Source organism: Cellulomonas sp. IC4_254 (assembly GCF_011603975.1).
GTDB lineage: Bacteria > Actinomycetota > Actinomycetes > Actinomycetales > Cellulomonadaceae > Cellulomonas.
In genome coordinates this window covers 1-12612 of sequence record NZ_JAANNB010000115.1, presented here as the reverse complement: position 1 = coordinate 12612, position 12612 = coordinate 1, and the positions used below count along the sequence as shown (strand labels likewise).

The 12612-nt window shown below is 75.5% G+C and carries 11 protein-coding genes; 7 read left to right on the top strand and 4 right to left on the bottom strand.

Annotation, left to right across the window (positions count from 1 at the left end):
* Nucleotides 1-106: 106 nt before the first annotated feature.
* The gene (locus tag G6556_RS12120; RefSeq protein ID WP_166941634.1) at nucleotides 107-457 is read left to right on the top strand and encodes a hypothetical protein; all 351 of its coding nucleotides are present in this window, start codon (nucleotides 107-109) and stop codon (nucleotides 455-457) included.
* A 24-nt stretch (nucleotides 458-481) separates the two neighbouring features.
* Here G6556_RS12120 and G6556_RS12115 read toward each other — a convergent pair whose 3' ends face one another.
* Entirely contained in the window at nucleotides 482-1612 is a 1131-nt protein-coding gene (locus tag G6556_RS12115; RefSeq protein ID WP_346774860.1) for a LacI family DNA-binding transcriptional regulator, read from the bottom strand.
* Between G6556_RS12115 and G6556_RS12110 the strand changes: the two genes are divergently transcribed.
* The 3 genes from G6556_RS12110 (at nucleotide 1603) to G6556_RS12100 (ending at nucleotide 7403) form a co-directional block, all read left to right on the top strand.
* Entirely contained in the window at nucleotides 1603-4041 is a 2439-nt protein-coding gene (locus G6556_RS12110; RefSeq protein WP_346774859.1) for a TIM-barrel domain-containing protein, read from the top strand. The two genes, G6556_RS12115 and G6556_RS12110, sit on opposite strands and share 10 nt — an antisense overlap.
* A 43-nt stretch (nucleotides 4042-4084) precedes the next feature.
* On the top strand, nucleotides 4085-6652 hold the full coding sequence (gene pcrA / locus G6556_RS12105; RefSeq protein ID WP_166941630.1) for a DNA helicase PcrA: 2568 nt from the start codon (nucleotides 4085-4087) through the stop codon (nucleotides 6650-6652).
* A gap of 85 nt (nucleotides 6653-6737) precedes the next feature.
* Nucleotides 6738-7403 (top strand): AIM24 family protein, encoded by a 666-nt coding sequence (locus tag G6556_RS12100; RefSeq protein ID WP_166941628.1) that lies wholly within the window; start codon nucleotides 6738-6740, stop codon nucleotides 7401-7403.
* Nucleotides 7404-7543: 140 nt separating this feature from the next.
* On the opposite strand, the gene G6556_RS12095 is transcribed toward G6556_RS12100, so the two are convergent.
* Together G6556_RS12095 and G6556_RS12090 are read right to left on the bottom strand one after the other, a co-directional pair.
* Entirely contained in the window at nucleotides 7544-8104 is a 561-nt protein-coding gene (locus G6556_RS12095; protein WP_166941626.1) for a Clp protease N-terminal domain-containing protein, read from the bottom strand.
* Between the two features lie 41 nt (nucleotides 8105-8145).
* Nucleotides 8146-8379 (bottom strand): helix-turn-helix domain-containing protein, encoded by a 234-nt coding sequence (locus G6556_RS12090; protein ID WP_166941624.1) that lies wholly within the window; start codon nucleotides 8377-8379, stop codon nucleotides 8146-8148.
* Between the two features lie 175 nt (nucleotides 8380-8554).
* On the opposite strand from G6556_RS12090, the gene sucC reads away from it, so the two are divergent.
* The 3 genes from sucC (at nucleotide 8555) to G6556_RS12075 (ending at nucleotide 12122) form a co-directional block, all read left to right on the top strand.
* Nucleotides 8555-9739, top strand: coding sequence for an ADP-forming succinate--CoA ligase subunit beta (sucC, locus tag G6556_RS12085; protein ID WP_166941622.1), 1185 nt, complete (start codon nucleotides 8555-8557; stop codon nucleotides 9737-9739).
* A gap of 38 nt (nucleotides 9740-9777) precedes the next feature.
* Nucleotides 9778-10674, top strand: a complete 897-nt coding sequence (sucD, locus tag G6556_RS12080; protein ID WP_166941620.1) for a succinate--CoA ligase subunit alpha — start codon at nucleotides 9778-9780, stop codon at nucleotides 10672-10674.
* 140 nt (nucleotides 10675-10814) lie between these two features.
* On the top strand, nucleotides 10815-12122 hold the full coding sequence (locus G6556_RS12075) for a DUF6350 family protein (protein ID WP_166941618.1): 1308 nt from the start codon (nucleotides 10815-10817) through the stop codon (nucleotides 12120-12122).
* Nucleotides 12123-12187: 65 nt separating this feature from the next.
* Here the strand turns inward: G6556_RS12075 and G6556_RS12070 are convergent.
* The coding region (locus G6556_RS12070) for a hypothetical protein (protein WP_205693381.1) at nucleotides 12188-12612 on the bottom strand (425 nt) is incomplete at its 5' end.

Below are 12612 nucleotides of genomic sequence, written 5' to 3'. Positions count from 1 at the left end.
GTCATGACATCCTCAAGGCTCGGGGTCGTCGGGCACAGCGGTGCGCGGCCGACGAGGCCGCGCAGGGGATCCTTGCACGCACCGGGCACCGAGCGAGGGAAGTCCCATGAGCGTCGTGTACGGCCTGCTGGTCGTGCTGCACCTGGTCGGCTGGGCGATCGTGCTGGGCGGGTGCCTGGTCACGCTGCGGCAGCCGGCGTTCCCGAAGGGCGCGCTGCACGGCGCCCTGACCGCGCTGGTCACGGGGATCGTCATGGTCGGGCTGCGGTCCGCCGAGGTCGGCGGCCTGGAGCCGCCGGACAACGCCAAGATCGCCGTGAAGCTGCTGGTCGCGCTCGTCGTGACCGGGCTGGTCTGGTACGGCTCGCGGCGTCCCGAGCGGGTCACCCGCGGCCTGGTGGGCGCGACCCTGGGCCTGACCCTGGCGAACGTGGCCGTCGCCGTCCTCTGGCGCTGACCGCCCGGACGCGGGCCGGCGTCGTCAGGACGGCGCCGGCCCCGTCGTCTCCCGGGCGACCAGCGCGACCGGCACCGTCGCCGAGCGCGGGGCCGCGTCCTCGCCCGTCACCAGGCCGAGCAGCAGCTCCGCCGCCAGCCGGCCCTTGCCGGCCGTGTCCTGCGCGACCGTCGACAGCCGCGGGGTGACCTGGCGGGCGAGCTCGGCGTCGTCGTAGCCGAGCACCGACACGTCCGCCGGGACCCGCAGCCCCGCGTCGGTCAGCCCGCGGACCACCCCGGCGGCCAGCACGTCCGCCGTCGCGAGCACCGCGGTGACGGTCCCGGCGCGCACGTCGTCGGCGAGCCGCGGGCCGAGCGCGACGCCCTCGTCGTAGGTCGTCCGCGCGTGGGCGACCCGCACCGCGTCCGCGGGCAGCCCGGCGTCCGCCGCCGCCTCCCGGAACCCGGCGAGCCGCTCGGCGACGACCCGGCTCGCCCCGTCGACCGGCCCGCACAGCAGCAGGCCGCGGTGCCCCAGCCCGGCGAGGTGCGCGCCGGCGAGCCGGCCGCCGGCCCGGTCGTCGGACCGGACGTGCGCCCGCGCGGGTCGCTCCGCCGGCCCGGTCCCGCCGTCGACGTCCACGAGCACCGCCGGCACCGCCGGCGGCAGGTCGAGCCCGGCGAGCGCGGCGTCGGTGAACCCCATGACCACCACGCCGTCGAGCCCCCACCGGCGCACGGAGTCCCGGACGTCCGCGGCGTCGCCGACCCCGCGCAGCATCAGGTGGTGGTCGCGCTCGCGCAGCGCGGCCTCGAGCGCGCCGGTGACGGCGACGTCGTGCGGGCTCGCGAGCAGGCTGACGCCGTCGGGCCGCCCGGGCAGCAGCAGGCCGACGAGCCGCGAGCGGCGCGCGACGAGCGACCGGGCCGCGGCGCTGGGGACGTAGCCGAGGTCCGCGACGGCGCGCTCGACCCGGGCGGCGGTCGCGGGGGAGACCCGCTCGGTGCGGCCGTTCACCACGTTGGACACCGTCATCACGCTCACGCCGACCTGGTGCGCGATGTCCTTGAGCGTGACGCGGTCCAGGGGTCCTCCAGTCGGGCGGGGCCGCGGCGACCCGCGACCCGTTGACGCTAGCCGAAGTTTAACGCTAAACAGGTGTCGTGACCGCACCGACGCAGCGCCAGCCCGAGCAGCCCCGCCAGCCCCTCGCCCTCGCGACCGGCCCGGCCCCCGACGGCGCGGCCGACCCCCGCGCGGTGGTCCAGGGCGACCGGTGGCGCGTGACCGTGCTCGCCGACGGGCTGATGCGGCTCGAGTACGCCGAGGACGGCCGGTTCGAGGACCGTCCGAGCACGTTCGCGCGGCACCGGGCGCTGCCGGTCCCGGAGTTCCGCGTCGTCGACCGCGGGCACGTCGTCGAGGTCGTCACGTCCCGGCTGCGCCTCGTCTACGACCGCGGCCCGTTCAGCACCGCCGGCCTGTCCGTCGAGGTCAGCGGCGGCGTGAGCGCGTACCACTCGGTCTGGCGGTTCGGTCAGGCCGCCGAGGGTCTCGGGGGCACCGCCCGCACGCTCGACGAGGCCGACGGCCGGGTGCCGCTCGAGGGCGGCGTCGTGTCCCGGCAGGGCTACGCGGTGCTGGACGACTCGCGGTCGATGGTGTTCGAGCCCGACGGGTGGGTCGCCCCGCGCGACGGCTCCCGGCAGGACCTGTACGTGTTCGGCTACGCGCACGACCACGCCGAGGCGCTGCGCGCGTTCCACGCGGTGTCCGGGCCGGTCCCCGTGCTGCCCCGGTGGGCGCTGGGCACCTGGTGGAGCCGGTTCCACCGGTACACCGCGCAGGGGTACCGGGAGGTCGTCGAGCGGTTCGCTGCGGAGCGGATCCCGCTGTCGGTGTCGGTGCTCGACATGGACTGGCACGTCACCGAGGTGGACCCGGCGCTCGGCTCCGGCTGGACCGGGTACACGTGGAACCGCGACCTGTTCCCCGACCCGCCGGCGCTGCTGTCCTGGCTGCACGAGCGCGGGCTGCGGGTCACGCTCAACGTGCACCCCGCCGACGGCGTCCGGGCGCACGAGGACGCCTACGCCGCGATGTGCGCCGCGCTCGGCCGCGAGCCCGACGGCGACCCGATCGCGTTCGACGTGACCGACCGCGACTTCCTGGCGGCGTACTTCTCGGTCCTGCACCGCGGGCTCGAGCGCGACGGCGTGGACTTCTGGTGGGTCGACTGGCAGCAGGGCGCGCACTCGCGGGTCGCCGGGATCGACCCGCTGTGGATGCTCAACCACTTCCACTACCTCGACAGCGCGCGCGACGGCCGGCGCGGGCTGACGTTCTCCCGGTACGCCGGGCCGGGCAGCCACCGGTACCCGGTGGGCTTCTCGGGGGACACCGTCATCACCTGGGACTCGCTCGCGTTCCAGCCGGAGTTCACCGCGACCGCCGCGAACATCGGCTACGGCTGGTGGTCGCACGACATCGGCGGGCACTACTTCGGCGTGCGGGACGAGGAGCTGGCGACCCGGTGGGTGCAGCTCGGCACGTTCTCGCCGATCCTGCGGCTGCACTCGTCGGACAACCCGTTCACCAGCAAGGAGCCGTGGTCGTTCGGGCCGCACGCCCGCCAGGTCCAGACCGCGTTCCTGCGGCTGCGGCACCGGCTGGTGCCCTACCTGCACACGATGAACCACCGGGCCGCGTCGTCGGCGCAGGCCCTGGTCCGCCCGATGTACCACGCGTGGCCGGACCGCGAGGAGGCGTACGACGCCCCGCAGCAGTTCCTGTTCGGCTCGGAGCTGCTGGTCGCACCGGTCACGACGCCGACCGACCCGGTCACCCGGGCGTCCGCCGTGCGGGCCTGGCTGCCGCCGGGCACCTGGGTCGACGTGCTCACCGGCGCGGTCTACGACGGCGACCGGCTGCTCGACCTGCACCGGACGCTCGACTCGGTCCCGGTGCTGGCGCGGCCGGGCGCGGTCGTGCCGCTCGACGGCGCCGAGGTGCCGGGCAACGACGCGGTGAACCCGGACCACCTGGAGCTGCTGGTCGTGCCCGGTGCCGACGGCGCGTTCACGCTGGTCGAGGACGACGGTGCGGGCGACGGCACGGACCCGGGGGGCGTGGCACGGACGCCGATCGCGTGGGCCGACGGGCCCGGCACGCTGGCGGTCGGACCCGTCGAGGGCGCCGCGGCGTGCGTGCCGGCCGAGCGGGACTGGACGCTGACGCTGGCGACGGCGGGGGCGGCGGAGGCGGCTGCCGGGTCCGTCCTCGCGGTCGTCGACGGGGCGCCGGTCCCCGTCGCGGCCCGGGTCGGCGAGGACGGCCGGCTGCGCGTCGACGTGCGCGCCGTGCCCGCCGGGGCACGCCTCGAGGTGACGTGCGGCACGGTGCCGCTCGCGGGTCCGGCGCCGGAGGCGGAGGTCCTCCGGGTGCTCCGCGGGGCGTGGACCGAGAACGCGCTGCTGACCCGCGCCCTGGCCGCCGCGACGTCCGACCGGCCGCTGCACGTGCGGCTGTCGCACCTGGAGGCGCTGGGCCTGCCGGCGTCGCTGCTGTCGGCGCTGCGCGAGGTGCTGCTGGCGCGGGGGTGAGGCGCCGCGGGTGTCGGTGGGGGCGCCTAGGCTTGCTCATGCCATGACGTCGCTCTTCGAGAACCTGCCGCTGCCCGGACTCGCCCTCTCCGACCTCGGCCGCCTGCCGGCCGCCGTGCCACCGCGCGGTGACCAGCCCGGCGCCCGCGCGGGCGAGGCCCCCGACATGCCCGGGGACGGCGACGACCGCCGGGGCCGCGGCCGCGCGCCGTCGATCGACGCCGACGCGCTGCTCGTCGGCCTCAACCCGCAGCAGCGTGCCGCGGTGCTGCACCACGGCGGCCCGCTGCTCATCGTCGCGGGTGCCGGCTCGGGCAAGACCCGGGTGCTGACCCACCGCATCGCGCACCTGCTGGCGACCCGGCAGGCGCGGGCGGGGGAGATCCTCGCGATCACGTTCACCAACAAGGCCGCGGCGGAGATGCGCGAGCGCGTGGCGTCGCTGGTGGGCCCGTCCGCCCGGATGATGTGGGTGTCGACGTTCCACTCGGCGTGCGTCCGGATCCTGCGCCGCGAGGCGCAGACGCTCGGCCTGCGGCAGTCGTTCTCGATCTACGACTCCGCCGACTCGCAGCGGCTGCTGAGCCTCGTGGCGCGCGAGCTCGACCTGGACCCGAAGAAGTACCCGCCGAAGGCGCTGCAGTCCAAGATCTCCAACCTCAAGGACGAGCTGGTCGACCCCGACGCGTTCGCGGCCACCGCGAGCGGGTCCAACGACTTCGACCAGGCGCTCGCGCAGGTCTACACCCGCTACCAGCAGCGGCTGCGCCAGGCGAACGCCCTCGACTTCGACGACCTCATCATGACGACGGTCAACCTGCTGCAGGCGTTCCCCGCGGTCGCCGAGCACTACCGCCGCCGGTTCCGGCACGTGCTGGTCGACGAGTACCAGGACACCAACCACGCGCAGTACGTGCTGGTGCGCGAGCTCGCGGGCGTCGGTGCGGCGGACCCGGGCGCGGACGCCGCCGTCCCGCGCGGCGAGCTCACCGTCGTCGGCGACGCCGACCAGTCGATCTACGCGTTCCGCGGCGCCAGCATCCGCAACATCATGGAGTTCGAGGCGGACTACCCGGACGCCACGACCATCCTGCTGGAGCAGAACTACCGCTCGACGCAGACCATCCTGTCCGCCGCGAACGCGGTGATCAGCAAGAACCCCGGCCGCAAGCCCAAGCGGCTGTGGACCGACTCCGGCTCCGGGCCGAAGATCGTCGCCTACGTCGCCGACAACGAGCACGAGGAGGCGCGGTTCGTCGCGGAGGAGATCGACCGCCTCGGCGACTCTGACGGCGTCCGCCCCGGCGACGTCGCGATCTTCTACCGGGCCAACGCGCAGTCCCGCGCGCTGGAGGAGGTGCTGATCCGCGTCGGCCTGCCGTACAAGGTCGTCGGCGGCACCCGGTTCTACGAGCGGCGCGAGATCAAGGACGCCGTGGCGTACCTGCGCGCGATCGCCAACCCCGACGACGACGTGAACCTGCGCCGGATCCTCAACGTGCCCAAGCGGGGGCTCGGCGACCGGTCCGAGGCGATGGTCGCAGGCTACGCGGAGCGCGAGCGCGTCTCGTTCGGGCAGGCGCTGGAGCGCCTGGAGGAGGTGCCCGGCCTCGGGACCCGCGCGATCACCGGCCTGCGGGCGTTCGCCGAGATGATGGCCGACCTGCGGGCGCTCACCGAGTCGGGCGCCGGCCCGGCCGAGATCCTGTCCGTCGTGCTGGACCGCAGCGGCTACCTGGCCGAGCTGCGCGCGAGCGAGGACCCCCAGGACCAGACCCGGGTGGAGAACCTCGCCGAGCTGCACGCGGTGGCCTCGGAGTTCGAGCAGTCCGACCCGGACGGCGACCTCGCCGACTTCCTCGAGCGCGTGTCGCTGGTCGCGGACTCGGACCAGATCCCGTCCGACGACGGCGGGGACTCCGAGGGCGAGCCCAAGCCGGACCAGGGCGTCATCACGCTGATGACCCTGCACACGGCCAAGGGCCTGGAGTTCCCCGTGGTGTTCCTCACCGGCATGGAGGACGGCACGTTCCCGCACATGCGGTCGCTCGCCGACACCGACCAGCTCGCCGAGGAGCGCCGGCTGGCCTACGTCGGCCTCACCCGGGCGCGGCAGCGGCTGTACATCTCGCGCGCCGCGGTCCGCACCGCGTGGGGCGTGCCGAACGAGTTCCCGCCGAGCCGGTTCCTCGACGACCTGCCCGAGGACCTCATCGACTGGCGGCGGCGCGAGTCGTCGAACGACCGGCTGCGCGGCCCGGGCGGGTTCCTCGGCGGGCGGTCCGGGTACTCCTCGGGCGGCGGCTACGGCGAGCGCTCCGGCTCCGGCAGCACGCAGAGCTGGAAGAAGAGCTCCGCGGCGTCCCGCGCGGGCGAGCCGCCCCGCAAGGCGCCCGGGTCCGGCGGCGCGACGTTCGGCTCGGCGACCCCGCGCCCGGACGCCGCCATCCCGACGCTGACGGTGGGGGACAAGGTCACGCACGACGCCTACGGCCTCGGCACCGTGGTCGCCGTCGAGGGCGGCGGGCCGAACGCGGTGGCCAAGGTCGACTTCGGCACCGAGGGCACCAAGCGGCTGCTGCTGCGGTACTCGCCGGTCACGAAGCTGTAGGCCCGCGCGCCCCGGACGGGTGGTCCCGCCCGTCCGACGCGCGGTCGCGAGCCTGCCACCTGCGCATATCGGGCATGATCGGGGCATGCGCAGCCCGATCTTCGACCAGGCCAACGCCGAGGTGCAGACCGCCGAGCGGTTCGTCCTGCAGAGCACCAAGATGCTCAAGGTCACCCTCGGCCCCGACGTCCTCGCGGCGAAGGGCGCGATGGTCGCCCACCAGGGGCAGGTCCAGTTCCACCACGAGTCGTCCGGCTCGCTGGCCCGGTTCGTCAAGCGCGCGATGAGCGCCGACGACCAGCCGCTGATGCGGGTGTCCGGCCCGGGCGAGGTGTTCTTCGCGCGCGCCGCCGAGCACGTGTTCCTGCTCCAGCTCGAGGGCGACGCGATCAGCGTCGGCGGCTCGTCGCTGCTCGCGTTCGACGCCGCGCTGCAGTGGGACATGCACCGGACCAAGGGCGCCGGGATGATGACCGGCGGGTTCTGGAACACGCTCATCCAGGGGCAGGGCACCGTGGCGCTCACGTCGCACGGCCAGCCGATGATCCTGGACTGCTCGCAGCAGCCGACCTTCGTCGACCCGAACGCCGCCGTGTGCTGGTCGGCGAACCTCACGCCCGGCGTCGTGTCGAGCATGAACGTCAGCTCGCTGCTCCGCGGCGGCACCGGGGAGGCCTTCCAGTACGCGTTCCACGGCCCGGGCTTCGTCGTCGTGCAGCCCTCCGAGGGCTACCCCGTCCCGACCGCCTGACGGCAACCCGTCGACCCGGCCTCCCGGCGGCCGCGGCGCCGAGAGTGCATGGAACGCGTCGAGTGCCTATCCGGCGGATAGGCACTCGACGCGTCTGGTACTCACTCGCGGACGCCGGCCGGGCGGACGGCCGCCGCCGGTCAGGCCGCGGCCGCGTCGCCGAGGCGCGCGGTGACGTCGGCCGCCAGCGCCGCCGGGTCGACCCCCGCCCGGCGCAGCAGGGCGTGGCCGTCGGTGTCGGACAGCCGGACGACCGCGAGCAGCACGTGCCCGGCCTCGATCCGCCGGTGCCCGAGCCGGATGGCCTCGCGCAGCGCGACCTCGAGGGTCTTCTTCGCGTCCCTGGTGAACGGCACGTGCCCGCCCGCCCCGCCGCGCCGCCCGCCGCCGGACCGCCGCGCCCGGTCCGCCCGGTCCAGCGCGCCCGCGCCGAACACGGTGTCCGCGCGCCGGCGGACGGCGTCCAGGTCGATCCCCAGCGCCGCCAGCGCGGTCGCGTCGAGCCCGTCGCCGTCGAAGGCGTCGAGCAGCGCGGCCCGGTCGGCCCCCTGCGCGGCGAGCGCCTCGGCGGCCGCGTCCGGGACGGACGCGACCGCGACGACCAGGTGGGCGGGCGTGATGCGGGCGTCGCCGAGGTCGCGGGCGATCTCCTGCGCCTGCACGACCGCCGTGCGGGCGCCGGTGGTGAACCTCTCGAACATCGTCGTCTCCTCTCCGGATGGTCCGGCGGCGCGGCGGCCGCTCAGCCCTTGCGGTGGTGCTTCTGGTGGACGGCCTGCCGGCTCACGCCGAGGGCGTCCGCGATGTCCTGCCACGACCAGCCGAGCTCGCGGGCCCGGCCGACCTGCAGGGTCTCCAGCCGGTCGGCGAGCACCCGCAGGGAGCGCACGGCGCGCAGCCCGGTCGCGGGGTCGTCGGCCGTCGCCGCGGCGAGCGCGCCGTCGGCGGAGTCGGTGTTGGGGTCGGTGCCGGTCATGTGTCAACTGTGGTTGACACCCGACGCGCTGTCAAGAATCGTTGACGCCACTCGTGCGACCTGGGTCACATATCTCGACGTGAAGATAAAGCTCCGGCCCCGGGCTACGATCGTCGGCGGCAGAGCAGCCAGATCCCACCCACGGGACCGCAGGGCGAGGGAAGGACCGCAGCAGGTGGACCTGTTCGAGTACCAGGCACGTGACATCTTCGAGCGGCACGGGGTACCCGTCCTGGGAGGGATCGTCGCGACGACGCCTTCCGAGGCGCGTGCGGCGGCCGAGACCCTGCTGGGCGCCGACGGCGCGACCGGCGTGGTGGTCGTCAAGGCGCAGGTGAAGACCGGCGGCCGCGGCAAGGCCGGCGGCGTCAAGATCGCCCGCTCCGCGGAGGAGGCCGAGCAGCGCGCCGGCGAGATCCTCGGCATGGACATCAAGGGCCACACGGTGCACCGCGTGATGATCGCCGCCGGCGCGAGCATCGCGAAGGAGTACTACTTCTCCCTGCTGCTCGACCGGGCCGAGCGCCGGTACCTCGCGATGGCGAGCGTCGAGGGCGGCATGGAGATCGAGCAGCTCGCGGTCGAGCGGCCCGAGGCGCTGGCCAAGGTCCCGGTGGACCCGCGCGTGGGCATCGACCAGGCCAAGGCCGACGAGATCGTCGCGGCCGCGGGCTTCGATGCCGAGGTGGGCCCCAAGGTCGCCGCGGTGCTGACGAAGCTCTGGGACGTCTACCGCGAGGAGGACGCCACGCTCGTCGAGGTGAACCCGCTCGTGCTGACCGAGGCCGGCGACGTGGTCGCGCTCGACGGCAAGGTCACGCTCGACGGCAACGCCGACTTCCGGCACGAGGACCACGCGGCCCTCGAGGACGCCGCCGCGGCCGACCCGCTCGAGGCGCGCGCCAAGGAGAAGGACCTCAACTACGTCAAGCTCGACGGCGAGGTCGGCGTGATCGGCAACGGCGCGGGGCTCGTGATGAGCACCCTCGACGTCGTCGCGTACGCCGGGCAGCAGCACGGCGGCGTGAAGCCGGCGAACTTCCTCGACATCGGCGGCGGCGCCTCGGCCGAGGTGATGGCGGCCGGGCTGGACATCATCCTGTCCGACCCGCAGGTGAAGTCGGTGTTCGTCAACGTGTTCGGCGGCATCACGGCGTGCGACGCGGTCGCCAACGGCATCGTCGCGGCGCTCGGCATCCTGGGCGACGAGGCCACCAAGCCGCTGGTCGTGCGCCTGGACGGCAACAACGTGCTCGAGGGCCGCCGGATCATCCGGGACGCGGCCCACCCGCTCGTCACGCTGGCCGAGACCATGGACGGGGGCGCCGCCGAGGCCGCCCGCCTGGCCGCCACCGCCTGACCGACCGCAGCGACGCGAGAGACGAGAGACAACCCACCATGGCGATCTTCCTGACCGCGGACTCCAAGGTCATCGTGCAGGGCATGACCGGGTCCGAAGGCAGCAAGCACACCACCCGCATGCTGGCGTCCGGCACCACCGTCGTCGGCGGCGTGAACCCGCGCAAGGCGGGCACCAGCGTCGACTTCCCCCGCGGCGACGGCTCCGGCCTGACCGTGGCGATCCCGGTGTTCGGCTCGGTGGCCCAGGCCGTCGAGGCGACGAACGCCGACGTGTCGGTGATCTTCGTGCCGCCGGCCTTCACCAAGGCCGCCGTCATCGAGGCCGTCGACGCCGGCGTGCCGCTGATCGTGATCATCACCGAGGGCGTCCCGGTCGCCGACACCGCCGAGTTCTTCGCCTACGCCCAGGCCAAGGGCGTCCGGCTGCTCGGCCCGAACTGCCCGGGCCTCATCAGCCCCGGGAAGTCGAACGTCGGCATCATCCCGTCGGACATCACCGGCCCCGGCCGGATCGGCCTGGTGTCGAAGTCCGGCACGCTGACCTACCAGATGATGTACGAGCTGCGGGACCTCGGGTTCTCGACGGCCGTCGGCATCGGCGGCGACCCGATCATCGGCACGACGCACATCGACGCGCTCGCCGCGTTCGAGGCCGACCCCGAGACCGACCTGATCGTCATGATCGGCGAGATCGGCGGCGACGCCGAGGAGCGGGCCGCGGCGTACATCACCGAGCACGTGACCAAGCCGGTCGTCGGCTACGTCGCGGGCTTCACCGCCCCCGAGGGCAAGACGATGGGCCACGCCGGCGCGATCGTGTCCGGCTCGGCCGGCACCGCGCAGGCCAAGAAGGAGGCCCTCGAGGCCGCCGGGGTGAAGGTCGGCACCACGCCGACCGAGACGGCCGAGCTGGCGCGCGCGCTGCTCAGCTGACCCGCGCACCGCGCACCGACGGGCGCCGCACCCTCCCAGGGGTGCGGCGCCCGTCGTCGTGCGGGGCGTGGGGCACGCCACCCCGCGGCGCGCCGGGGCGCCTCGCCCGCCCGGGCGCCCGCGGCGGGGACCATGGGGCGGTGAGCACCCCGCCCGGCACGCGCCCCGACGGACGCGGCTCCGGCGCGCCCGGCGGCCGGCCGCGGCGCCGGGTGCTCGACGACTCGGCCCCGCCGCGGTTCTTCGTGAGCGACCTCGACGGCGCCCCGCGCTGGGTCGGCGGCATGCTCGCGGGGCTGCAGGCGGCGCTGCTGTCGCTGCTCGTCGTGGTGCTCCCGGCGATCGCCGCGTACGTGGCGACCTCCGCGGCCCCGGCGACGACCGGCATCCCGTGGACCCGCGCGGTGGAGGTGGCCGCCGGGCTGTGGCTGCTCGCGCACGGGGTCCCGCTGACCGACGCCCCGTCCGTGACCCTCGTCCCGCTGGGCCTGACCGCGCTCGCGGTGTTCGGCTGCTACGCCTCCGCGCGCCGGTCCGGGTACGCGACCCGGTCGGCGTTCGGCGCGGGCGTGGGGGCGTACGTCGGGGTGGCGCTCGTCGTCGGGCTGGTCACCGGCGTCCCGCTGCTGCACGTCGGCATCGGGCTGCTGGGCGCGGCGGCGGTCGCGGCCGGTGGGCTCGGCGCGGGCCTGCTCCGGCGGCCGGAGGCGCCGCGGTTCCGGGACGTGGTGCAGCCGGTGCGCGCGCGGCTGCCGGAGCCGGTCGCGCACGGGGTCGCCGCGGGGACCACCGCGCTCGCGACGCTGGTGCTGCTCGCGGCCGTCCTCGCGACGCTGTGGGTGGTGACCGGCCGGAGCGCGATCGCCGAGGTGGTCGGCAGCCTCCGGCTCGACGCGGTCGGGGGCGTCGTGCTCGCGGTCGCCGAGCTCGCCTACGCGCCGACGCTGGTGCTCTGGGCGCTGGCCTGGCTCGTGGGCCCCGGGTTCGCGGTCGGCACCGGCACGTCGTTCGCGACGGGCGGGGTGCAGGCCGGTGCGCTGCCGGCGGTGCCGCTGCTCGGCGCGCTGCCCGCGCCGGACGTCGTCGGCGGGGTGCTCGTGGCGCTGCCGGTCGTCACGCTGCTGGCCGGGGCCGCGGCTGCGCTCGTGCTGCGCCGCCGGCTGGTCACCGAGCGGGCGCTGGACGCCCCGGCCGCCGGGCTGGTGTCCGCCGCCACGGCGGGGCTCGGCGCGCTGGTGCTCGCGGCTCTCGCGCGCGGGGGGATCGGGCCGGGCCGGATGACCGAGCTGGGGCCCGAGCCGCTGCTGGTCGCGCTGGCCGTCGCCGGCGGGGTCGCGCTCGGGGCGCTGCTCGTGCTGCTGCCGGGGGACCGGCACGTGCGCGCGGCGGTCGCCGCCGCGGCGCGCCGGGTGTGGGCCGGGGCGACGGGTCTGGTCCGCCGGGGCTGACCCCCGGGCCGGTCCCGGCCGCCGGGATCAGCCGACGCCCGTGAGGTCAGCCGACGCCCGCCGGGTCAGCCGCGCGTGCCGGTCAGCCGGCTCGTCAGGTCGCCCACCGCGTCGTCGTACGCGCGCTCGCACGCCGCCTCCGCGGACCGGGTGAGCGCGCCCTGCAGGCACGCCTGCCGGTCGGCGTCGATCCGCCAGGTCGCCAGCGAGCCGAGCGAGCCGACCAGCACCAGCGCCGTCATCAGCAGGCCCGCGACCAGCATGGCCCCCACGCCGCCGCGCAGCCCCGACCGGACGACGGCGCGCAGCGCACGGATCCCGGTGACCACGGCCCCGACGAGGAACGCGATCGCCGCGAACCGCCACGGCAGCGGCAGCAGCGTCACGGCGACGCCGGCGAGCAGCCACACCCCGAAGTGCCGCACCAGGCGGCCCACGCGGGCCAGCGCCTCGGGCGACGGCGGCGGTGCGGCACTTCGGGGTGTGGCTG

Bases quoted from the DNA above. Each gene is read 5' to 3' on its own strand.
- sucD (WP_166941620.1), top strand. From the start codon at position 9,778: ATGGCGATCTTCCTGACCGCGGACTCCAAGGTCATCGTGCAGGGCATG.
- G6556_RS12120 (WP_166941634.1), top strand. From the start codon at position 107: ATGAGCGTCGTGTACGGCCTGCTGGTCGTGCTGCACCTGGTCGGCTGG.
- G6556_RS12095 (WP_166941626.1), bottom strand. From the start codon at position 8,104: ATGTTCGAGAGGTTCACCACCGGCGCCCGCACGGCGGTCGTGCAGGCG.
- G6556_RS12100 (WP_166941628.1), top strand. From the start codon at position 6,738: ATGCGCAGCCCGATCTTCGACCAGGCCAACGCCGAGGTGCAGACCGCC.
- pcrA (WP_166941630.1), top strand. From the start codon at position 4,085: ATGACGTCGCTCTTCGAGAACCTGCCGCTGCCCGGACTCGCCCTCTCC.
- G6556_RS12090 (WP_166941624.1), bottom strand. From the start codon at position 8,379: ATGACCGGCACCGACCCCAACACCGACTCCGCCGACGGCGCGCTCGCC.